The organism is Aeromicrobium changchenzhani (assembly GCF_057586615.1).
In genome coordinates this window covers 2,026,442-2,047,418 of sequence record NZ_CM172480.1, presented here as the reverse complement: position 1 = coordinate 2,047,418, position 20,977 = coordinate 2,026,442, and the positions used below count along the sequence as shown (strand labels likewise).

General features: G+C 60.9%; 23 protein-coding genes, 1 tRNA gene and 1 rRNA gene. All 25 read left to right on the top strand.

The window, feature by feature from the left end:
* The first annotated feature begins 79 nt into the window (after positions 1–79).
* The 25 genes from rrf to AC2YB9_RS10280 all read left to right on the top strand — a co-directional run bounded on the left by rrf (position 80) and on the right by AC2YB9_RS10280 (position 20,956).
* A 5S ribosomal RNA gene (gene rrf, locus AC2YB9_RS10400) occupies positions 80–196 on the top strand.
* A 94-nt stretch (positions 197–290) separates the two neighbouring features.
* Positions 291–1,325: a tetratricopeptide repeat protein gene (locus tag AC2YB9_RS10395; RefSeq protein ID WP_487265274.1), complete on the top strand. Its 1,035-nt coding sequence runs from the start codon at positions 291–293 to the stop codon at positions 1,323–1,325.
* Between the two features lie 90 nt (positions 1,326–1,415).
* Complete coding sequence (locus AC2YB9_RS10390; protein WP_487265273.1) at positions 1,416–1,748, top strand: single-stranded DNA-binding protein; 333 nt, start codon at positions 1,416–1,418, stop codon at positions 1,746–1,748.
* A 35-nt stretch (positions 1,749–1,783) separates the two neighbouring features.
* Positions 1,784–2,785 (top strand): HAD-IIA family hydrolase, encoded by a 1,002-nt coding sequence (locus AC2YB9_RS10385; RefSeq protein WP_487265272.1) that lies wholly within the window; start codon positions 1,784–1,786, stop codon positions 2,783–2,785.
* Entirely contained in the window at positions 2,782–2,952 is a 171-nt protein-coding gene (locus AC2YB9_RS10380) for a hypothetical protein (protein WP_487265271.1), read from the top strand. Before AC2YB9_RS10385 ends, AC2YB9_RS10380 begins: the two co-directional genes overlap by 4 nt.
* The gene (locus AC2YB9_RS10375) at positions 2,949–3,761 is read left to right on the top strand and encodes a TlyA family RNA methyltransferase (RefSeq protein ID WP_487265270.1); all 813 of its coding nucleotides are present in this window, start codon (positions 2,949–2,951) and stop codon (positions 3,759–3,761) included. The genes AC2YB9_RS10380 and AC2YB9_RS10375 overlap by 4 nt, the downstream gene beginning before the upstream one ends.
* A complete protein-coding gene (locus AC2YB9_RS10370; protein ID WP_487265269.1) occupies positions 3,758–4,672 on the top strand; it encodes an NAD kinase in 915 nt (304 codons plus the stop codon). The genes AC2YB9_RS10375 and AC2YB9_RS10370 overlap by 4 nt, the downstream gene beginning before the upstream one ends.
* Positions 4,672–6,372, top strand: coding sequence for a DNA repair protein RecN (recN, locus tag AC2YB9_RS10365; RefSeq protein WP_487265268.1), 1,701 nt, complete (start codon positions 4,672–4,674; stop codon positions 6,370–6,372). Before AC2YB9_RS10370 ends, recN begins: the two co-directional genes overlap by 1 nt.
* 58 nt (positions 6,373–6,430) lie before the next feature.
* Positions 6,431–7,609, top strand: coding sequence for a putative cytokinetic ring protein SteA (gene steA, locus AC2YB9_RS10360; RefSeq protein WP_487265267.1), 1,179 nt, complete (start codon positions 6,431–6,433; stop codon positions 7,607–7,609).
* Complete coding sequence (locus AC2YB9_RS10355) at positions 7,606–8,490, top strand: copper transporter (RefSeq protein WP_487265266.1); 885 nt, start codon at positions 7,606–7,608, stop codon at positions 8,488–8,490. The genes steA and AC2YB9_RS10355 overlap by 4 nt, the downstream gene beginning before the upstream one ends.
* A gap of 146 nt (positions 8,491–8,636) precedes the next feature.
* On the top strand, positions 8,637–10,313 hold the full coding sequence (gene pyrG / locus AC2YB9_RS10350) for a CTP synthase (RefSeq protein WP_487265265.1): 1,677 nt from the start codon (positions 8,637–8,639) through the stop codon (positions 10,311–10,313).
* Entirely contained in the window at positions 10,310–10,927 is a 618-nt protein-coding gene (locus AC2YB9_RS10345; RefSeq protein ID WP_487265264.1) for an NUDIX domain-containing protein, read from the top strand. Before pyrG ends, AC2YB9_RS10345 begins: the two co-directional genes overlap by 4 nt.
* The gene (gene xerD / locus AC2YB9_RS10340) at positions 10,924–11,850 is read left to right on the top strand and encodes a site-specific tyrosine recombinase XerD (RefSeq protein WP_487265263.1); all 927 of its coding nucleotides are present in this window, start codon (positions 10,924–10,926) and stop codon (positions 11,848–11,850) included. The genes AC2YB9_RS10345 and xerD overlap by 4 nt, the downstream gene beginning before the upstream one ends.
* Before the next feature lie 49 nt (positions 11,851–11,899).
* On the top strand, positions 11,900–12,748 hold the full coding sequence (locus tag AC2YB9_RS10335) for a ParA family protein (protein WP_487265261.1): 849 nt from the start codon (positions 11,900–11,902) through the stop codon (positions 12,746–12,748).
* Entirely contained in the window at positions 12,733–13,059 is a 327-nt protein-coding gene (locus tag AC2YB9_RS10330) for a hypothetical protein (RefSeq protein ID WP_487265260.1), read from the top strand. The genes AC2YB9_RS10335 and AC2YB9_RS10330 overlap by 16 nt, the downstream gene beginning before the upstream one ends.
* The gene (locus AC2YB9_RS10325; protein ID WP_487265259.1) at positions 13,056–13,931 is read left to right on the top strand and encodes a segregation and condensation protein A; all 876 of its coding nucleotides are present in this window, start codon (positions 13,056–13,058) and stop codon (positions 13,929–13,931) included. Before AC2YB9_RS10330 ends, AC2YB9_RS10325 begins: the two co-directional genes overlap by 4 nt.
* The gene (gene scpB, locus AC2YB9_RS10320) at positions 13,924–14,613 is read left to right on the top strand and encodes an SMC-Scp complex subunit ScpB (RefSeq protein ID WP_487265258.1); all 690 of its coding nucleotides are present in this window, start codon (positions 13,924–13,926) and stop codon (positions 14,611–14,613) included. Before AC2YB9_RS10325 ends, scpB begins: the two co-directional genes overlap by 8 nt.
* Complete coding sequence (locus AC2YB9_RS10315; RefSeq protein WP_487265257.1) at positions 14,610–15,344, top strand: pseudouridine synthase; 735 nt, start codon at positions 14,610–14,612, stop codon at positions 15,342–15,344. The genes scpB and AC2YB9_RS10315 overlap by 4 nt, the downstream gene beginning before the upstream one ends.
* Positions 15,341–16,417: a prephenate dehydrogenase gene (locus tag AC2YB9_RS10310; protein WP_487265256.1), complete on the top strand. Its 1,077-nt coding sequence runs from the start codon at positions 15,341–15,343 to the stop codon at positions 16,415–16,417. Before AC2YB9_RS10315 ends, AC2YB9_RS10310 begins: the two co-directional genes overlap by 4 nt.
* 10 nt (positions 16,418–16,427) lie before the next feature.
* Positions 16,428–17,090 carry a (d)CMP kinase gene (gene cmk, locus AC2YB9_RS10305; protein ID WP_487265255.1) on the top strand — a complete coding sequence of 221 codons (663 nt, stop codon included), beginning with the start codon at positions 16,428–16,430 and terminating at the stop codon, positions 17,088–17,090.
* Positions 17,087–17,806: a lysophospholipid acyltransferase family protein gene (locus AC2YB9_RS10300; RefSeq protein ID WP_487265254.1), complete on the top strand. Its 720-nt coding sequence runs from the start codon at positions 17,087–17,089 to the stop codon at positions 17,804–17,806. The genes cmk and AC2YB9_RS10300 overlap by 4 nt, the downstream gene beginning before the upstream one ends.
* Complete coding sequence (der, locus tag AC2YB9_RS10295) at positions 17,799–19,124, top strand: ribosome biogenesis GTPase Der (RefSeq protein ID WP_487265253.1); 1,326 nt, start codon at positions 17,799–17,801, stop codon at positions 19,122–19,124. The genes AC2YB9_RS10300 and der overlap by 8 nt, the downstream gene beginning before the upstream one ends.
* A gap of 157 nt (positions 19,125–19,281) precedes the next feature.
* Positions 19,282–19,358: transfer RNA gene (locus AC2YB9_RS10290), tRNA-Pro, on the top strand.
* 178 nt (positions 19,359–19,536) lie between these two features.
* Positions 19,537–19,764 (top strand): helix-turn-helix transcriptional regulator, encoded by a 228-nt coding sequence (locus AC2YB9_RS10285; protein ID WP_487265252.1) that lies wholly within the window; start codon positions 19,537–19,539, stop codon positions 19,762–19,764.
* A gap of 4 nt (positions 19,765–19,768) precedes the next feature.
* Positions 19,769–20,956 carry a tyrosine-type recombinase/integrase gene (locus AC2YB9_RS10280; protein WP_487265251.1) on the top strand — a complete coding sequence of 396 codons (1,188 nt, stop codon included), beginning with the start codon at positions 19,769–19,771 and terminating at the stop codon, positions 20,954–20,956.
* The last annotated feature ends 21 nt before the right edge of the window (positions 20,957–20,977 follow it).

The window sequence follows — 20,977 nt, the reverse complement described above, 5'->3', positions numbered from 1 at the left end:
CGAGATATGATCGGGAACCGCGAAGATCGATTGCGCATTGCGCAGCCGTTCTCCAAGGTTTTTGAAATCTCAATAGAGTTTCGGCGACCATAGCGAAGGGGAAACACCCGGCTACATTCCGAACCCGGAAGTTAAGCCCTTCTGCGCCGATGGTACTGCACGGGGGACTGTGTGGGAGAGTAGGACGTCGCCGGACAATTTTTAGCGCATGGCCGCCCTTTCGAGGGCGGCCATGTTGCATTTACCGGGCATTGCAGTTGTAGGGAAATAGGACGAGGTAGGTTCGGAGCATGGCAGAAGGACGTAGGCCGCAAAGCGGCAGTCGCGGTGGAGACAACTCCCGCGGCGGTAGTGGACGAAGTGGTTCAGGTAGTGGTCAAGGCCGTTCCTCGGGGCGGCCGGGCGCGGGTCAGGGCCGCTCAGATGGACTGCGTCGTGATTCGAGTTCCGGCGCGCCGAGACGTGACGACAGAGCAGGTACGTCCCGGCGGGATGGCAAACCAACCGGCGGCGGTCGCCGTGATGGTGATGACCGCCGCGGCGCACGCGGGGCGCGTCCCGAACGTAACGACACCTATCGTGGCCGCGCCACCGATGGTGAACGTCGCGACGGTGGATTCCGAAGTAGCGACCCGGCCGAACGTACCGCTGAGCAGCAGATCTATGACGGTCCCCCGATCCCCGATGACGTCGCGGCGAAGGATCTTGACAAGTACGCGATGCGTTCGCTGCATGGTCTTGCCGACAAGTTGGTCGATCGGATCGCCCGCCACCTGGTGATGGCAGGTCTGCTGATGCACGAAGATCCAGAAACTGCCTACCTACACGCGTTGGCGGCACGCGCGCGAGCAACTCGCAACCCGATGATCCGCGAGGTGTGTGGCGAGACGGCCTATGCGGCCGGAAAATTCCGCGAGGCTCTGGCTGAGTTCCGCGCGGCCAAACGGATGAACGGTGACGTTCTCTACAGTCCGATGATGGCCGACTGCGAGCGTGCGCTTGGGCATCCAGATAAAGCGATCAAGATGGATACGCCGGACCTGCGCGGCAAGTTGGACGAGGCTGGGCAGATCGAATTGTCGATCGTCGTTGCCGGCGCACGACGTGACATGGGCCAGGCCGATGCGGCAGTGCGGCTGCTTGAGACCGAGCCGTTGCACAGCAAGTCGCGCGCTGAGTGGGTGGCGCGGTTGCGCTATGCCTATGCGGACGCGCTGCTCGGCAGCGGTCAGAAGGACGAAGCGATCGAATGGTTCCACCGGACGGTGGCGGTCGATGGCGACAAGATGACCGATGCAGAAGAGCGGCTAGCCGAGTTGCTCTGATGTTTTCCACATTGAATCCCCGCCGGTGGTTTGTCCACAGGCGGGGATTTCGTGTCTGTCGAGCTAGCGCACGCCCGTCAAGGTGGAGTCATGACAGACCTAAGCAATCATGTGAGCGTCGCCGGGCGCGTTTCGCAGTCGGCGGAAATCAAGACCCTGCCCAGTGGCGATCAGCTCGCCACCTTTCGGATCATCGTGGATCGACCGGCGGCAGCGCTGCGTCGGTCCAAACAGAAAGTCGATACCTTCGACTGTGCCGCATGGACGGCCAAACTGCGGCGGAAGGTCGAAACATTGCAGCCGGGCCAACCGGTGTTAGTGACGGGGCAATTGCGCCGTCGTTTCACCCGAGTCGGTGGCGTGCCGGCGAGTTTTGTGACGATCGAGATCAATGAGCTGCGTAAGGGTGAGACCAGCGGTTGATCGGTATTGTTTTGGGCTTCGTTAGGCTCGGCGACATGATCCTTGCTGAGTCGACCAGTCCGTTGTGTGAGTGTTACGACGTGGCGATGCTGGATCTTGACGGGGTCGTCTATCGCGGCCCCGATGCGGTGCCGGGAGCGGCCGACGCATTGCGAAAGGCGCGGGCAGCGGGCATGGCGCTGTCCTATGTCACCAACAATGCCTCCCGCAATCCCGATGATATTGCGGCCCACCTCAATGAACTTGGAATGCCGGACGTTCACGGTGCGGATGTCGTCACATCGGCGCAGGCGGTGGCGCATTTGATCGCCGATGCGGTGCCTGCGGGTTCAGAAGTTCTCGTTGTTGGCGGCAAAGGGCTTTATGATGCGTTAGCCGAACGCGGGTTGCGCGGTGTTGATTCCTTCAACGACAACACTGCGGCCGTCGCGCAGGGCTTCGATCCCGACATTACTTGGCGGCGGCTTGCCGAAGGCACCTACGCGGTCAACTCCGGCCTTCCGTGGTTCGCCAGCAACCTAGACATGTCGGTGCCGACGGCACGGGGCATCGCACCGGGCAACGGAGCACTGGTGGGGCTGATTGCCCAAGCCACCGGACAAGAACCAATAGCGGCAGGCAAACCCGAGGCAGCGCTGTTTGACGAGACCGCCCAACGTGTGGGCGGCAACCGTCCGCTGGTCATAGGCGACCGGCTGGACACTGACATTCAAGGGGCGGGAAACGTCGGCCTCGATAGCCTTGCCGTGTTGACCGGGGTGAGCGATCTGCAGGGGATGGCTGACGCGGTCGGCCAGCAGCGACCCTCCTACATCGCTGCGGATCTTCGTGGCTTGACCGTCGCCCATATGCCGGTGGCTGTCACGGCAACGTCCGCGACCTGCGGTTCGGCCGAAGTTGTCCTCGACGGGTCGGCTATCAGCGTCGGTCGTCCTGGCGATGAGGCCGATCGGATCCGTGCCGCGGTTGAGTTGGCGTGGACATACCGAGACCGCACGGGTGCTTCGGCACGGGTGGATGGAATAATAGGCATATGAGTGAGCCGAGCAACTCCGCCGAGATCGATCAGCTCGTCGCTGCACTTGATCGCCTCGAAGAGCTTCCAGTCGATCAGCATCCGGCGGCCTTCGACGAGGTGCACACGGCCCTGCGTGATGCGCTCGCAAACGCCGGACGTGTCGAGGACCCCGGCGCCCAGTCATGACCAGACGGCTCAGACTCGACGCCGAGCTGGTGCGGAGGGGATTGGCCCGCTCGCGTGAGCATGCGAGCAGCCTCATCGAACAGAAATTGGTCAAGGTCGGCGGGGCGGTTGCCAGCAAGGCGGCCACCGGGGTCACTACTGACCAGGCAATTGTGGTGAAGGAATCGGCCGGCCCGACCTACGCGTCGCGCGGTGCCTACAAACTTCTCGGTGCGTTTGACGTGTTCAAGCCACTGGGTCTCGAAATCAAGGGCCGTCGTTGTCTCGATGCAGGTGCTTCGACCGGTGGATTCACTGACGTTCTGCTGCGCGAGGGTGCCAAGGAAGTCGTTGCCGTCGATGTGGGTTATGGCCAGCTCGTTTGGGCTCTACAAAGTGATGAGCGAGTCCACGTGTTTGATCGTACGAATGTTCGGACCGTGCAGCCTGACGACATTGGTGGTCAGGTCGACCTCGTCGTCTCGGATCTGTCGTTCATATCCCTTACGGTGGTCGTGCCGGCACTGACGCGTGCCTGCGCGACGGAAGGCGACATCGTCCTGATGATCAAACCGCAGTTCGAGGTGGGTCGAGGCAATCTCGGCAAGCACGGCGTGGTCCGCGATCCGGCACTTCACGCCGATGCGGTCCTTCGCGTCTGCCGATCGGCATTCCAACTCGGCTGGGGCACCCATGCGTTGGCGCCCAGCCCGCTGCCTGGCCCCGCCGGCAATGTCGAATACTTCTGTTGGCTCCGCACCGATGCGCAAGCCCCCGACGAGCAAGCCGCGGCGGCCGTCGTCGCGGCTGGACCGTTAGTAGCGGTATGAACCGAACAATTCTTGTCATCGTCCACTCTGGTCGCGAAGAAGCGGCCAAAGTCGCCACTGCATTCGCTCAAGACATCGTCCAATCCGGGATCGACGTGCGCATTCTGCAGGTCGACGAGCCTGCGCTTTCGGCCGCGGGCCTAGCTGGCGTTGAAGCGGTGCCGTCCGAGCATGCCGCCGACGGATGCGAACTCGCGGTCGTTTTCGGCGGTGACGGCACGATCCTTCGTTCCGCCGAGATCTGTCATACGACCGGCACCCCACTGCTCGGGGTCAATCTGGGTCATGTGGGATTCCTTGCTGAAGCCGACGCGGAGGACATCCACGAGGTCGTACGCGGTGTCGTGGATCGCAGCTATAGAGTTGAAGAGCGACTCACGCTTGATGTCGAGGTGACCGTTGGGGGCGAGATCGTGGCAACTAACTGGGCGCTCAATGAGGCCTCGGTCGAGAAGGCCGAGCGCGAGCGGATGCTCGAACTCGTCGTGGAGATCGACAATCGTCCGCTCTCACGTTGGGGCTGCGATGGCGTCGTATGTGCGACGCCGACCGGATCTACGGCCTACAACTTCAGCGCTGGCGGGCCGATCGTCTGGCCCGAGGTTCAAGCACTCCTCATGGTTCCGATTAGCGCGCATGCGTTGTTTGCGCGGCCGCTTGTCGTCTCGCCCGAATCGACACTTGCGATCGAGGTGATCGGCGACGGTGCCAAAGGCGTGCTGTGGTGTGACGGGCGCCGAGCCTCCGATTTGCCGACTGGGGCACGTGTCGAAGTGCGCCGCGGTGCCCGGCCGGTGCATCTGGCTCGCCTAAAAGATGCGCCGTTCACCGATCGTCTGGTCCGTAAGTTCGACCTGCCGGTGTCCGGGTGGCGTGGGGCAGCCGAACTCAGGATGAACGGCCGCACCTGATGTGGCGTCACATCCGACTGTCCTCGCTTGGTGTCATCGAGGAAGCAGAGCTCGACCTTGCCGCCGGCTTCACGGTCATAACCGGTGAGACCGGGGCAGGCAAGACAATGGTCGTGACCGCACTTGGATTGCTGCGCGGCGAGCGCGCGGATTCGGGTTTGGTGCGCCATGGTGCGGCTCAAGCGCGAGTCGAAGCCTCCGTGGACATCCCCGCCGGTTCAGGATTGCCCGATTTGATCAACGATGCCGGGGGAGTCGTTGAAGAAGGCGAACTCTTGATTGCCCGCCATCTCTCGGCACAGGGCCGATCCCGCGCATTTGCCGGCGGTGCGGGCGTGCCAGCGTCGCTGCTGGCCAGGGTGAGCGACGAACTTGTCGCAATCCACGGTCAATCTGATCAACACCGATTGCTACGCGCTGGCGAGCAGCGGGCTGCACTCGACCGCTTTGCGGGCCCCGAGTTGACCGCGGTCATGGACGAATTCAGCCCGGCGTTTGTCCGCTTGCGGGCCATTGCGCACCGCCTCGACGAGCTGCGCACGACAGCCCAAGAACGTGCCCGCGAGCTTGACCTGCTGACCTTCGGACTCGATGAGATTGCCGCGGTCGAACCCGAGCCGGACGAGCACGAGCGGCTGGTCGTCGAGGAGAACCGGCTCGCTCATGCCGAGTCGCTCGTCGTGGCGGCAGAGCGGGCGCATGCGGCCCTCGTCGGCAATGAAGGTGACAGCGACGGTGCCCGATCCCGTGTTGCCGAGGCGTTGTTCGCGCTTGGCGATGCACAGGGTCATGACACAGAACTTGATGAACTGGCCGAGCGTGTGCGGGAGGTCTCGGTCCTATTGGACGATGTGGGCGGAGAGCTTGCGGGTTATGCCAGCGGAATCGATATCGATCCCGCGCGTCTTGCGACCGTTCAGGAACGACGAGCAGCACTTACTGGATTGTTGCGAAAGTATGGCCCTGAGCTTGCGAATGTACTCAGCTGGCAGCACCGGGCCGCAGCTCGACTCAACGACCTTGGGAGCGACGATACGCAGATCGAGGCGCTCGAGACAGAGCGGTCGACGCTTGGCGCGGTTGTCCTGAAGCTTGCCCAGCGCCTGACCGAGATGCGCACCGAGGCCGCCTCCCGACTCGGTAATCTGGTCACCGACGAACTCCATGCGTTATCGATGCAACATGCGCTTCTTGCCGTCGAGGTCACGCCACGCACGGACGATTCGCTGCGTGAGCACGGACTCGATGATGTCGAGTTCCGTTTTGCGGCCAACAATGGAATGTCGCCCCGTCCGCTCAACAAGGGCGCCAGCGGTGGCGAGCTCTCTCGCCTGATGCTCGCGCTCGAAGTGGTCCTGGTCGACCGGGCGACCGTCCCGACCTTGGTTTTCGATGAGGTGGATGCCGGCATTGGCGGCAAGGCCGCGGTCGAGGTCGGCCGCCGACTGGCGCGATTGTCCGAGCATGCGCAGGTGCTGGCGGTGACCCATTTGCCGCAGGTTGCTGCCTTTGCGGACCATCATTTTCATGTCCAGAAAGACGACAACGGTTCCGTAACCAGCAGCTCTGTCGTCCGGCTCGAGGGTGATCAACGAGTCGACGAGCTCGCACGGATGCTAGCTGGTCAAGAAGATTCGGCTTCGGCCCAGGCGCATGCGCGAGAATTGCTCGAACTGGCCGCATCCCCTGCGCTGAAGTGACGCGCTGAGCATCCGACGTCCCAGAAATTTACGTTATTGCGTGACACGATGGATGGCGATGAAAATTCTCAGCCGTTCCAAGCGTCCCCCGGCCGATGCCACCGGTGTTATCGGTGTTGCACGAGCCGAACGGGACAACGCCCAACTGAGCAAGAAACTCAAAAAAGGTGACATCGCGGTCATTGACCACATCGATCTTGATCGGGTTCACGCCGAAGCGCTCGCAGAGCGCGGCGTGCGTGCGGTGGTCAATGTTTCGCCGTCGACGTCTGGCCGCTATCCGAACCTCGGTCCGCAGATTCTTAGTCATGCTGGCATCCTGCTGATCGATGCCGTGAGCCCGGAGATCTGGTCCGGTTTCAAGAGCGGCGACAAGCTCCGTATTGATGCGGGCGTCATCTACCGCGGTGAGCAGCAGATCGCTTCGGGCATCGAGCTTGATGATGCGAAAATTACTGCCCTATTGAGCAGCGCGCAGAGTGGGCTGTCGACCCAGCTCGAGTCATTGGCTGCCAACTCGGCCGAACACCTGCGCCGCGAGCACAAAATGTTGCTCGAAGGCTCCGGAGTGCCGAGATTGCGTACGACGCTCCGTAACCGCCCAGCGGTCGTGGTCTCCAAGGCATATGAGTATGAAGCCGACCTCGCAGAGATCAAGGGGTACCTCAAGAATCATGATGCAGTTCTGATTGGTGCGGGGTCCGGTGCTGATGCGCTACTTGATGCGGGTTATACGCCCGATCTGGTGGTCGGAGCGCTGAGCAACTTGTCTGACCGCGCACTTAAGGAATGTAAAGAAGTCGTTATCACCAGCACCTCGGGGCAACTTACGGCGATCGAACGGCTCGAAAAGACCGGCGCCGATGCCCAAACATTTGTCGCTGCAGGATCGGATGAAGACCTTGCGTTGGTTCTCGCCGATACGAACGAGGCTTCGGTTATCATCCTCGCGGGCGGGCATACGAGCCTTGTCGATTTCCTCGATCGTGGGCCCACCGACATGTCGAGCACGTTCCTGACCCGCTTGCGGGTCGGCACTCGGCTTGTCGACGCCAAAGCGGTCGCGCACTTCTCCCAGCAGCGGTCGCGGACCTGGCCGATCCTGCTGCTCCTAGCATTTGCTCTGATTGCCGTCGGCGTTGCCGTTGCCGTAACGCCAGTCGGCGATTCTTGGGTCACCTGGACCGGGCATCATCTACAGGACTTCTTCGACTGGACGTGGGGCCTTTTCACGTGATCAACTTTCGCTACCATTTGGTGTCGATTGCCGCGATTTTCTTGGCGCTTGCTGTGGGCATCGCCTTGGGATCGGGCCCGCTAGACAATGCGAAGAATGTTGTCGACGGTGGCTCATCGGACGCTGCCGAGGTCCAGCAGGGTGACCTCGCGAGCTTTGATACCGCCTATGCAACTAAAACCGGCCCCGCCGTCACAAAGAACAAGCTATCGGGACAGTCGGTGCTGATTCTCACGTTGCCTGGTGCTCGTGCCGGCGAAGTGCGCGGTCTTAAGTCGAGCATGACTGCTGCCGGTGCGACAGTGGCGGGTGAAGTCGAACTATCAGCCAAACTGCTCGATTCGAGTGGACGGCAATTTGCCGAAGGCGTCGCACAGCAGGCCGCCAAGGGTGTCAACGGGGTCGCTACGACTGGTGACAGTTATGTCCGTGTCGGCTCGGCGCTTGGCCGTGGGCTGTTTGCCAAGACCACTGCCAAAGTTGATACGCCAGCCGCCACAATCACCGCCGCGTTCAAAGAAGGCAAACTCATCGCCTTCAACAAGCGCCCAACTAGCCGGGCCACATTGGCGCTCATCGTTGCTGGACCTGGTAAGGCCAATGGCGAGCAAGGTTCGGGCAACATCGCCGCACAACTTGCGTCGGCCTTCGATTCGCAGGCCAAGGGCGTACTCCTTGCCGGACCGAGCCGCTCCAGTGATGACGGCGGTTATCTCCAAATCCTTCGTTCAAGCGATGTTGCCAGCCAAGTGTCGTCGATCGACGTCATTGATTCACCAGCCGGCCGGCTCATTGCCGTACTCGCTGCGGCTCGCGAATTGACCGGAGATGCGGGGTCGTTCGGTACGTCGCGCAGCGCGGATGGCGCCATACCAAATTGATCAGCTCAAACTGATCGAACTGTCGCATTGGTGTGTTGTGTCCGCGTCGAGCGATTTCATTGGTAGACTGAAATCCCGTGGAGCACTGATGGTTTTTGAACCATCGAAGGCCATAACATGATCGCACCTTTACCACGGGAGTCACCTTGGCAGCATCAACGCCAACAAAGCATCTATTCGTTACCGGTGGCGTTGCTTCGTCCCTCGGGAAGGGCCTGACGGCCTCAAGCTTGGGCAGGCTGCTTAAGTCCCGCGGTCTGCGGGTGACGATGCAGAAGCTTGATCCATATCTGAACGTGGATCCGGGCACCATGAACCCGTTCCAGCACGGTGAAGTTTTTGTCACTGATGACGGCGCGGAGACCGATCTTGATATCGGCCACTATGAACGTTTCCTCGATGAGGATCTATCCGGCAATGCCAATGTGACCACCGGGCAGGTCTATTCGGCTGTCATCGCTCGCGAACGGCGGGGCGACTATCTTGGTGACACGGTGCAGGTCATCCCGCACATCACCAACGAGATCAAATCGCGCATGCTATCGATGGGTGGCAAAGACGTCGATGTAGTAATCCATGAGATCGGTGGCACCGTCGGTGACATCGAGAGCCAGCCATTCCTTGAGGCTGCACGTCAGGTCCGCCACGATGTTGGCCGTGACAACGTGTTCTTCTTGCACGTCTCGCTGATCCCGTTCATCGGGCCGTCCGGTGAACTCAAAACCAAACCGACCCAGCATTCGGTCGTCGCGTTGCGCTCGATCGGCATCCAGCCTGATGCAATCGTCTGCCGTGCTGACCGGCCGCTACCTTCCAGCATCAAAGCGAAGATTTCACTTATGTGTGATGTCGAGGAAGAAGCGGTCATCGCCTGCAGCGATGCCGCCTCGATCTACGACATCCCGAAGGTCATTCACGCTGAAGGGCTGGACGCTTACGTCGTACGCCGGCTCAATCTGCCGTTCCGTGATGTTGATTGGACCCAGTGGGACGAGCTCCTGCGCCGCGTCCACCAACCGGCCGAGCACGTCAAGATCGCGCTGGTCGGAAAATACATTGACCTGCCCGACGCCTATCTTTCGGTTGCTGAGGCGCTTCGTGCGGGTGGCTTCGCCAATGACGCCAAGGTTAATCTGACCTGGGTGCCATCCGATGATTGTGCGACCGAAGCGGGCGCGGCAGCACTGCTCGGCGACATGGACGGAATCTGCGTTCCGGGTGGTTTTGGAATTCGCGGTATTGACGGCAAGATCGGTGCCTTGAAATATGCCCGTGAGCAGAAGATCCCCACACTCGGGCTGTGTCTCGGCCTGCAGTGCATGGTTATCGAGTATGCCAGAAACGTCGCGGGCATCACCGATGCGAGCTCGACCGAGTTCGGCGCCAATCCGGCCAACCCGGTCATTGCGACCATGGCTGAGCAGCTTGCCATCGTCGATGGTGCTGGTGATTTAGGTGGCACGATGCGGCTCGGCTCCTACCCTGCTGAACTCACTCCCGGAAGCGTTATCGCCGAAACCTACGGTGTGACGCAGGTCGATGAACGGCACCGTCACCGTTATGAAGTCAACAATGCCTATCGTGAACAGCTCGAGGCCGCCGGATTGGTGTTCAGCGGGACCTCGCCGGACCACACCTTGGTGGAATTCGTCGAGTTGCCGCGCACCGTGCATCCGTACTACGTCGCGACCCAGGCACATCCGGAGCTGAAGTCTCGTCCGACGAAACCGCATCCGCTGTTCGTGGGTTTGATTGCTGCGGCCCTTGCCCGTCAACAGGAGATGTTGCTGCCCGTGGACGCCAATCGGTCGGTCGACGCATGACCGCTGCGGCTCATCCGAGTCTGCCGGGCGTACTCGGTGATGGCGACACGCTGTGCGATCAGGCGCTGACGTGGCCGGTGGCTGCGAGCCAGCCAATTTTTGATAGCGCCTATTTGAGTCTGGCGATCGATACGATTGTCGATCCGGCGGGGGAGCAGCATCCGCGGGTCGTGGCTCGACCCAATGACGCAGTGGGAGTGCTGGCGTTCGACGACACAGATCGAATCCTGCTGGTGGAGCAATACCGTCACCCCGTGCGCCACCGCATGATCGAAATTCCTGCCGGAACGCTGGATGTCGACGGTGAGAGCCCACTTGCTGCCGCGCAGCGTGAACTCGGCGAAGAAGCCGACATCGTGGCCCAAGACTGGTCGTCGCTGCTGACATTGAAGGCGACGCCGGGCTACTCGACTGAAGGCTGGCAGGTCTATCGTGCCGAAACGCTCAGTGCCGTCCCAGTTGCGGAGCGTACCGAACGGATCGCTGAGGAAGCCGACATGGTTCAGCTGTGGATCGCGTTCGATGCCGCGGTCGATGCCGTGCTCGATGGCCGCATCAGTGATTCGATGACGGTTGCGGCAATTCTGGCCGAGCAGGTACGCCGCACGCGATGAGCAGCGAAGTGTCGCGCGCTGCCGCGGACTATCTCAGCCACCTTTCGGTCGAACGCGGCCTCGCCGACAATTCGCTCAAGTCGTATCGACGCGATCTGCGTCGTTATTGTGCGTATCTCGACGATCTTGGCAGCGTTAGGCCTGAAGCTGTCACGGAGGCGCAGATTCTCGGCTTTCTGGGAACATTGCGTACCGGCGACGACGAGCACACGGTGCTGAGTTCGGCCAGTGTCGCGCGCACAATTGTTGCAGTTCGTGGCTTTCACAAGTTCCTCCTGCGTGAAGGCATCGTGCAGGTGGACGTGTCGACGGCGGTCAAACCGCCCCGGCCCGCGCAGCGACTGCCCAAGGCCCTGCCGCTAGCCGACATCGAGGCGTTGCTGGACGCGGCCGGCAAACCCGGCACAACACTGGCCAAACGCGATAAAGCATTGCTGGAAGTCTTGTACGGCACCGGAGCGAGAATCTCCGAGGCCGTCGGCCTCGACATCGACGACCTCGATTTCGAAACCGGAGCGGTTTTATTGCGCGGCAAAGGTAGCAAACAACGCATCGTGCCGCTGGGTTCATATGCGCAAGCGGCGCTGGTTGACTACATCAACGTCGCTCGTACCGAATTGGTGTCAGTTAAGGGCAGCGGCCCTGCGTTATTTCTCAACGCACGTGGTGGGCGGCTGTCCCGCCAGAGTGCATGGACGGTGCTGACCAAGGCGGCAAGTAGCGCTGGCATCACGAGCAGCGTGTCGCCACACACCCTGCGGCACTCATTTGCGACGCATCTGCTTGATGGCGGTGCGGACGTCCGAGTCGTCCAAGATTTGTTGGGGCATGCCTCCGTAACGACGACACAGATTTATACTCTGGTCACGGTCGAGAAGCTACGCGAAATTTATGCCACGGCCCATCCACGAGCACGACGGTGAGCGGTAGAGTGGCGCTCGAAACGCCGGTCGATCAACAGAGGACGTTTGTATGAGCCAGGAACTGGGACCAACCGGTCGTCCAATGCCAATTTTTCCCGATCCAAAGCCCCGTACGCCTGGCGCCCGCGCCACGGTGATTGCTATGTGTAATCAAAAGGGCGGCGTCGGCAAGACCACGACGACAATCAATCTCGGGGCAGCATTGGTCGAGACCGGACGGAAGGTGCTGCTCGTCGATTTCGACCCGCAGGGCTCGCTGACGGTCGGCCTCGGCTTCAATGCGCATGAACTTGAACAGAGCATCTATCACGTTCTGATGGACCGGGAGCTCACGCTCAAAGACATCATGTTGGAGACCTCGATCCCGGGCCTCGACCTCATTCCGTCCAATATCGATCTATCCGCAGCCGAAATGCGGCTGGTAACCGAGGTTGGCCGTGAGCAAGCGCTTGCTCGAGCACTTCATCCGATCCTCGAGGACTACGACGTCATCCTGATTGACTGCCAGCCGTCGCTCGGCCTGCTGACGGTCAATGCATTGACCGCAGCCGATGGGGTCCTTATCCCGCTTGAATGCGAATATTTTGCGCTACGCGGCGTCGCGCTGCTCAAGGAAACGATCGAGAAGGTTCGTGAACGAACCAATTTTGATCTGCGCATCATCGGTTTGCTTGGCACGATGTATGACGGTCGAACGTTGCATAGCCGCGAGGTCATTCATACCCTCGTCGAGGGTTGGGGCGATGCGGTCTTCCATACCGTGATCCGTCGCACTGTGAAGTTCTCCGATGCGACGGTGGCCGGTGTACCGATCACCGAGTACGCCTCAACGTCGAACGGCGCAGAGGCCTACCGCCAACTTGCTCGTGAGGTGTTGGCTCGATGCCCAGGCGCGTAAGCCTGCCGGGGGCCGACGAACTGTTTCGTTCGACCACCCCCGCGAAAGCCGCAGGCAAAGCGGAGCCCGAGCCGGCAGCTGAGCCAGCGGCAGGCAACAACGGTCGGGCCAAGCACGACGAAAAGATGACGATCTACCTCACCGGGGCAGAATTGCTTGCCGTCGAACAAGCGCGCCTCAAACTTCGGGGTGAACTTGGTCGCAATATTGACCGCGGTCGACTGGTTCGGGCAGCGCTTGGACTTGCGCTGGCCGATCTGGACACCCACGGTATGGACTCCGACCTGGCGCAGAGGTTGAAGGAACGGTGAGCAGCGCAGATGTCGAGGAGCCCACTGAATCGGGCTTTTCGGTCAATCTCGCCAACTTCGAGGGCCCGTTCGACCTGCTGCTGCAGTTGATCTCCAAGCACAAAATGGATGTCACCGAGATTGCGTTGTCAACAGTGACAAATGAATTCATCGCCTACATCAAGGCACTGGGTGGTGACCTTGAACAGACGACCCAGTTCCTTGTTGTCGCCTCGACCTTGCTAGACCTCAAGACTGCTCGATTGTTGCCGCAGGCCGAGGTTGAAGATGAGGAAGATCTCGCGCTGCTCGAGGCGCGTGATCTGCTGTTTGCCCGGCTCATGCAATATCGGGCGTTCAAGCTTGTCGCCGGTGTGCTGAAGAAGAAACTAGCGGGGGAAGAGCGTCGCCATCCACGCTCGGTTGGCCTCGAACCGCGTTTCGCTCAATTGCTGCCCGAAGTCCTGATCACAATCGGTCCTGAGGATCTGGCCCAATTGGCTGCGGCAGTGTTCGCGCCCAAGAGCGAACCGATATTGTCGCTTGCCCATCTGCACGCGCCGCAGGTCAGCGTGCGCGAGCAGGCGCATCTATTGGTTGATCGATTGCGTCGCTCCGGCACCTTGACTTTTCGGGCACTCACCGCCGATGCGCCGGACACCGTGACCAAAGTGGCCCGTTTTCTCGCTGTGCTGGAGTTGTTTCGCGAGGGTGTCCTCTCGCTCGAGCAGGCCACGCCGCTAGGCGACCTGCACATACGCTGGACCGGCACTGATGATGGCGATATTGACGTTGGCGATGAGTTTGACAATCCCGACGGTGCGCCGGATGACACTGCGCCCACTAACACCGCGCCAACTAAAGACGTGAATGACGAGAGCAGCGATGACTGACAACAATTTTCCTAGTGGCCCGCACGAGCTCGAGTTGGAGATGCTTGATCTCAAACCCGCGCTCGAGGCGGTTTTGATGGTCGCCGATCAGGCGCTCGACGAGCTCACGTTGGCGCAGGCGGTTGGGCACCCGCCGATCGACGTGCGCGATGCCCTAGCCGAACTCGCGGACTCATACGATGAGCAGGGACGGGGTTTCGAGCTTCGCCACGTCGGTGGCGGCTGGCGTTTCTACACGCGCGAAGAGTTCTCGCGCGCAGTCGAACGGTTTGTCCTCGACGGTCAACAGGCCCGTTTGACGCAGGCGGCGCTCGAGACGATGGCTGTTGTGGCCTACCGACAGCCGGTTAGCCGCTCTCGTGTCTCGGCGATCCGTGGTGTCAATGTTGACGGTGTCATGCGTACGTTGGTGACCCGCGGGCTGGTCGAGGAGGCGGGCACGGACCGCGAGAGTGGCGCGATTCTCTATGCCACCAGCAATTATTTTCTCGAACGGATGGGTCTGGCCTCGGTGGATGAATTGCCCGAGTTGGCGCCATACCTGCCCGAGTTGGAGGATCTTGACGATGACCCCGGCGAGACCCTCTCGACGCATGTCCAGGTCGACGACGAAGCAGGCGAAGCGACAGCTGACGAAGCGGTGTCCGTCGACGAGTCTACGACTGAGGAATCGAACGAATGAGTGATGAGGGCCGTATCCGGCTGCAGAAGTTCCTGGCGCAATCGGGCGTCGCGAGCCGACGCCGCTGTGAAGATTTTATGATCGCGGGCAGGGTCGAAGTCAACGGCGAAATCATCACTCAGATGGGCGCCAGAGTCGACCCGTTGAGTGATGTTGTCCGCGTTGACGGGAAGCGGCTGCCGCCGCCGTCCGAGCATGTTTATTTGGTGCTCAACAAGCCTCGGGGCATCGTCAGTTCGATGGCCGATGAGAACGGCCGGCCCGATCTGAGTGCGATTGTCGCGCATCGGACCGAACGTGTTTTCCACGTCGGGCGATTGGATACCGACACCTCGGGGCTGCTCGTGCTGACCAATGACGGCGACTTCGCCCAGCGTCTCGCGCACCCGTCCTTTGAGATCACTAAGACCTACGTTGCGTTGGTCCAGGGGACAGTGAAGGATTCGCTGGCCGAACTGCTTAAACAGGGTGTCGATTTGGAGGACGGGCAGGCACAGGTTGACCGATTTATCGTCAAGGACCGCTCGCGTGGCGACTCTCTTGTCGAACTTGATATCCACATGGGCCGCAATCGAATAGTGCGCCGAATGCTGGCCGCGGTCGGCCATCCGGTCAAAGAACTCACACGTACCCAGTTCGGTCCGATTCACCTTGGCGGGCTTCGTGCTGGCGTTATGCGTGAACTATCTCGCGATGAGCTCGGCGAGCTTTTCGATAGCGTGGACTCGTGACCGCAGCACAAATCGATGGCGTGATTGCCCAGCCTGTCCTGATCATCGGTTGCGGACTCATCGGAACGTCGGTGGCCTTGGCATTGCGCGAACATGGCATGGCGGTCTTTCTTGAGGACGCACGGACGACGAATGTTGAGTTGGCTGTCTCGCGGGGTGCTGGCCAGTCTGGGCCGGTCGACAACCCCGGCCTTGTTGTGGTCGCAGTTCCGCCAGCGTCGGTCGCTGATGTCGTGGCACAGGCGCTCGAGCAGTGGCCACAGGCCGTCGTGACCGATGTGGCAAGCGTCAAGCAGGGGATTGGCGAACAGCTTGCCAACCACGCAGGTTCGTCCCGTTATGTCGGCAGCCATCCAATGGCCGGTAGCGAACGCTCCGGACCAATGGCCGCTTCGGCCAGGCTGTTCGAAGGACGTGCTTGGGCTGTGACGCCGCGCGCTGATGCTGACCCGGCGGCGGTTGAAATGATCCGTACGTTGGCCAGTCTTACCGGCGCGGTTGTGGTCGATCTGGACGCCCATACGCATGACGAGGCCGTCGCTCTGGTGTCGCATCTGCCGCACCTGCTGTCGGTTCTAACCGCCGCACAGCTCAACGGTGCACCCGAGACGCACATGGCGCTTGCGGGACCCGGACTGCGCGATGTCACCCGGATCGCTGGCAGCGACACCGGCCTTTGGCTCGAAATCCTCCAAGGCAATGCCGCCAGTGTCACCGCGCTGCTGCAAAACGTACGAGCCGATCTTGACACTTTGATCGACGGCCTCGACAGCGACGTCAACGCAATCGCATCCGTGCTGCGACGTGGCCGCGAGGGCACCCGACAAGTGCCCGGAAAACACGGCGACAAAATGGTCCAGATGGCGATCGTGTACGTCCAGACCCCCGACCGCCCGGGCGAGTTGTCCAGGTTGATGGCGCATACGGGAGAATCAGGTATCAACATCGAAGACATCCGCATCGATCACGAACTTGGACGCCCGGTCGGCCTCGTCGAAGTAGTGGTTGCCGAGCATAATGCCGAGTCGCTGGTCGAGGCGCTGACTGACCGCGGCTGGTCGGCTTACAGGTAGGGGAGAAGACGTGAAAACCGCTCTTGTCGTTGCACTCGACGGTCCGTCAGGTTCGGGCAAGTCCAGCACCGCGCGTGGGGTCGCGGACCGGCTCTCGCTGGCTTTTCTCGACACCGGCGCGATGTATCGCGCCATGACGTGGTCGCTGCTCGAACGCGGTGTTGACATCAATGACCAGGTCGCGGTTGCAGCGGCGGCTGAATCGGTGCACATCGTGTCTGGCACCAATCCGCTTGCCCCCAGCATTGAAGTCGACGGCGTTGATGTCGCAGGCCCGATCCGCAGCGACAAAATCACCTCCGCGGTCAGTGCCGTCGCGTCAGTTCCGCGCGTCCGTGAACTATTGGTCGCTCAGCAGCAATCAGTGATCAAGGCAGCTCGCGGGATTGTGGTCGAGGGCCGGGACATCGCTACTGCGGTAGCGCCCGATGCGCAGGTGAAGATCTATCTGGTCGCCGATCCGGGGGCCCGCGCGCAACGTCGGGCCGCCGAAACCGGTGCGACCGATGCGACCAAAACTCAGGCGGCGTTGAAACTTCGCGACCAGATCGACTCGACGCGGGCGGCGTCACCGCTGGTTCAAGCTGACGATGCCGTTGTCATTGACAGCACTCACCTGAGTCTTGACGAGGTCATCGCCGCGATCGTAGGCCTTGTTGAGGAAGTTCAATGACCAACGACTCGGTGCTGTTGCCGCTGACCCCGGCCGGTCAGGGCCTACCCGAACACGGGCTTCGTTTCGCACGCAGCATCTTTGGCCCCTACATGCGCCGCCGCTGGGACATTGCTGAGCGTGGCGAATGGCTGGTTCCCGACAATGGACCGGTGATCCTAGCCAGCAATCACATCGGTTGGCTGGATGGGCCACTGTTGATCGGTACGACACCACGGCCGGCGCATGCGCTCGTCAAACGCGAAATGTATGCGGGCAAGACCAAAATGTTGTTGAAATTCATCAGTCAGATCCCGGTCGAGCGCAAGGGTTCCGATGTCGGAGCGCTCCGCCTTGCGATCCAGGTGCTTCGGGCCGGTCAAACTGTTGTGATCTATCCCGAAGGCACGCGCTGCGATGGCGAGTTCACCGAACTTAAGGGTGGCGTCGGCTATTTGGCGCTCGTCACCGGCGCGCCGGTCGTACCGGTTGCGATTTTTGGCACCCGTAGTGCGGGGGAGAGCAGCTCGGCCAAACCGCCAAAGGGTGCGCACATCGACGTCATTTATGGTGCGCCGATACAATTTGAACAACGCGACTGGCCGCGCGAAAAAGAAAGCGTCGCTGAGGCCAACGAGCAGATTCATCAACATTTGCTCGCACATCTTGCCGCGGCCCAAACCAAATCCAAGTTGAAATTACCCGGGAAACTTCCCGCTGGAGACACCCATGAATGAGTCCGTTCCCGTTCTGGCGGTGATCGGTCGACCCAATGTGGGTAAGTCCACCCTCGTCAACCGCATCATTGGCCGCCGCGAAGCAGTCGTTGAGGACATTCCTGGCGTCACGCGTGACCGGGTGTCTTATGACGCCGTGTGGAATGGCCGCGAGTTCACCGTTGTCGACACCGGCGGTTGGGATCCCGATGCCAGAGGCCTGGCCGAGCTCATCACGGCACAAGCCGAGATCGCTATCTCGGTGGCCGATGCTGTCCTGTTTGTAGTCGATGCCACCGTTGGCATTACCGATGCCGATGCTCAGGTCGTCAAGATTCTCCGCAAGTCGAAAAAGCCGGTTGTTCTGGCTGCCAACAAGGTCGATGACATGCGTACCGAGGGTGAAGCGGCCACCTTGTGGAACCTCGGTCTCGGCGAGCCCTATCCGGTGTCTGCCCTGCATGGTCGCGGTAGTGGCGACATGCTCGATGCGATCATCGATGCGCTCCCCGAGCCGCCGAAAGAAGACTTTGACAAGCCGCGTGGACCGCGCCGGGTCGCGATTGTCGGTAAGCCCAACGTCGGCAAGTCGAGCCTGCTCAATCGCCTTGCGGGCGAAGAGCGTGTTGTTGTCGACAATGTTGCCGGCACCACCGTCGACCCGGTCGACGAACTGATCGAACTCGGCGGACGTACGTGGCGCTTCATTGACACTGCCGGCATCCGAAAGCGCGTCAAGGAAGCTTCCGGACACGAGTATTACGCCAGCCTACGTACGAACGCAGCGATCGAGCGGGCCGAGGTAGCGGTCATGATTATCGATGCGAGCGAGCCACTGAGTGTCCAGGACACGCGCATCATTACGTCGATCGCTGAAACCGGGCGCGCGCTGGTGATCGCCTTCAATAAGTGGGATTTGGTCGACGAGGAACGGCAGTACTATCTCGAGCGTGAGATCGAGCGCGAGCTCGTCCAAGTCCAATGGGCGCCACGCATCAATATCACCGCACGCACCGGTTGGCACGTCGACCGGCTCGTACGGGCGCTCGATGCAGCCTTCGAAGGCTGGGAGACGCGTGTTCCCACCGGCGAACTTAACTCTTTCCTCGGCCGGCTCATCGCGGAGCATCCGCACCCGGTGCGCGGTGGCAAGCAGCCCAAGATCATGTTTGCCACGCAGGCTTCGACGTCGCCGCCGACCTTCATCTTGTTCACCTCGGGCTTGCTCGAGGCGTCCTATGTGCGCTTTGTTGAGCGCCGGCTGCGCGAAACTTACGGCTTCATCGGATCGCCAATCCATATCCAGCAGCGCGTGCGCGAGAAGCGCAAACGCAAGTAGCCCCCGCCGTCCTACCACCGAGATTTGTTCACTTTCGGCCCGTTGCACCAGCTTGTAATGGGGCAAAAGTGAACAAACCGTCCGCTGGCGCCAATATTGGAGCGGCCGCGTGTTGGTCGCCTCGGTCGCTGCGGTAAGGTTTCGGCTGGTCGTATTGCGGGCTGTAGCGCAGCTTGGTAGCGCACCTGACTGGGGGTCAGGGGGTCGCAGGTTCAAATCCTGTCAGCCCGACCAATTCAGGCTCGGAAATCAGTGATTTCCGAGCCTGAAAGCGTTAGAGATTTGATCTACCCTCCAAAAACCCTCCAAATTGGGCCGATTTTCGCACCGAATTACGGTCCGGAAGCGCCTCGGGATCCCAACATTTCCGAATGGCCCCGGGTGCTCGGGCAGCCACGCACACCTGATCGACATGAACACTATGTCGAACCATGTGGCGTTGGAGCCACTGCTGAGCACCGAAGAGCTTGCCGACTACCTCGGTGTGCCGATCAAGACGATTTACGAATGGCGCACCTGCGGCCATGGCCCGTGCGCTGTGCGGGTGGGTCGTCATCTAAAGTTCGCTGTCTGCGATGTCCAGGCGTGGGTTGCGCAGCAGCGCGAAACATCGCCAGGACGTGCCAGCGCGCAGGGGTGAACTGATGGCTCGGCCACGGATCCCGATCGGGACATATGGGCAAATCATGTTCACCACGATGGCTGGGGGTCAGGTACGTGCGCGTACCCGGGTCCGCGACACGGACGGTCAAATGCGCCGGATCGAAACCACTGCTCGGACGCGAAAATCTGCGGAATACGCCCTGAAGGAACGTTTGGCTGCGCGCGGTGACTACATCACCGGCTCCGGCGAACTTACTGCGAACAGCACATTCACTGAGCTGGTTGAGGTATGGCTTGCAGATCTTGATTTAGAAAATAAGATCGCGTCGAGCACCCGGGAACTCTATGAACGGGATATGCGTACGTTGGTGGCGCCCACATTTCAACATTATCTATTGCGGGAGATATCGATCAGCAAGGTTGATCGGTTCCTCAAAGCACAGGCCAAGGTCAGCTACAGCCGGGCCAAGCACGCCAAGGTTGTCCTGAACCTCGCGCTTGGGCTCGCATTGCGCTATGAAGCGATCAGTCGGAACCCGGTGCTAGGTACGTCTCGTTTACGCAGGCCGCCGTCCCAGGTGATGGCGCTTACGGTCGATCAGATTGAAGCGATTCGGCATGCGGTCAGGACTTGGCGGTGCGCGCAGGGCCTGTCGGGCCCCAAACCAGACGGGCAGTTGGAAGCAATTATCGAAGTAATGCTGGGGACCTCAGCGCGCATCGGTGAGGTATTGGCGATTCGAAAATGCGATGTGGATGTGACGCGTACGCCGGCGACGGTGCGAATCTGCGGCACGATCATCTCGCCCAAAGGGAAACCAACGTTCAGGCAGGATCATCCCAAGACCGCGAAGTCGAGGCACACCGTGTCGGTGCCGACCTTCACCGCTGAGGCGGTGCGGCAACGACTCGTCGCTGTCCGTCAGGAGGATCGGGACCATCTGCTGTTCTACAGCCGGAACCACACACCGTTGACAACCAATAACGTGCGGCGGCGCTTGCGCGCGATTCTGTCTGCCGCCGGTATCGATGGGGTGACACCGCACTCGTTCCGCCGAACGGTTGCCACTGTGTTGAACCGCGCTGGCGGCGCAGATCTGGCAGCTGAACTGCTCGGACATACATCCTCGGAGATCACCAAACGTCACTACATCGAGCCCGATGAGAAAGTGAACCAGGTGACCGCCGAAATCCTTGAATCACTCGCGCCAAAGAATGGGTCGACGTGAGTGGCCGCGCCATGCAGCCGT

Coding starts and splice junctions, on each gene's coding strand:
- AC2YB9_RS10395 (WP_487265274.1), top strand. CDS start 291: ATGGCAGAAGGACGTAGGCCGCAAAGCGGCAGTCGCGGTGGAGACAAC.
- AC2YB9_RS10390 (WP_487265273.1), top strand. CDS start 1,416: ATGACAGACCTAAGCAATCATGTGAGCGTCGCCGGGCGCGTTTCGCAG.
- AC2YB9_RS10385 (WP_487265272.1), top strand. CDS start 1,784: ATGATCCTTGCTGAGTCGACCAGTCCGTTGTGTGAGTGTTACGACGTG.
- AC2YB9_RS10380 (WP_487265271.1), top strand. CDS start 2,782: ATGAGTGAGCCGAGCAACTCCGCCGAGATCGATCAGCTCGTCGCTGCA.
- AC2YB9_RS10375 (WP_487265270.1), top strand. CDS start 2,949: ATGACCAGACGGCTCAGACTCGACGCCGAGCTGGTGCGGAGGGGATTG.
- AC2YB9_RS10370 (WP_487265269.1), top strand. CDS start 3,758: ATGAACCGAACAATTCTTGTCATCGTCCACTCTGGTCGCGAAGAAGCG.
- recN (WP_487265268.1), top strand. CDS start 4,672: ATGTGGCGTCACATCCGACTGTCCTCGCTTGGTGTCATCGAGGAAGCA.
- steA (WP_487265267.1), top strand. CDS start 6,431: ATGAAAATTCTCAGCCGTTCCAAGCGTCCCCCGGCCGATGCCACCGGT.
- AC2YB9_RS10345 (WP_487265264.1), top strand. CDS start 10,310: ATGACCGCTGCGGCTCATCCGAGTCTGCCGGGCGTACTCGGTGATGGC.
- xerD (WP_487265263.1), top strand. CDS start 10,924: ATGAGCAGCGAAGTGTCGCGCGCTGCCGCGGACTATCTCAGCCACCTT.
- AC2YB9_RS10335 (WP_487265261.1), top strand. CDS start 11,900: ATGAGCCAGGAACTGGGACCAACCGGTCGTCCAATGCCAATTTTTCCC.
- AC2YB9_RS10330 (WP_487265260.1), top strand. CDS start 12,733: ATGCCCAGGCGCGTAAGCCTGCCGGGGGCCGACGAACTGTTTCGTTCG.
- scpB (WP_487265258.1), top strand. CDS start 13,924: ATGACTGACAACAATTTTCCTAGTGGCCCGCACGAGCTCGAGTTGGAG.
- AC2YB9_RS10315 (WP_487265257.1), top strand. CDS start 14,610: ATGAGTGATGAGGGCCGTATCCGGCTGCAGAAGTTCCTGGCGCAATCG.
- AC2YB9_RS10300 (WP_487265254.1), top strand. CDS start 17,087: ATGACCAACGACTCGGTGCTGTTGCCGCTGACCCCGGCCGGTCAGGGC.
- der (WP_487265253.1), top strand. CDS start 17,799: ATGAATGAGTCCGTTCCCGTTCTGGCGGTGATCGGTCGACCCAATGTG.
- AC2YB9_RS10285 (WP_487265252.1), top strand. CDS start 19,537: ATGAACACTATGTCGAACCATGTGGCGTTGGAGCCACTGCTGAGCACC.
- AC2YB9_RS10280 (WP_487265251.1), top strand. CDS start 19,769: ATGGCTCGGCCACGGATCCCGATCGGGACATATGGGCAAATCATGTTC.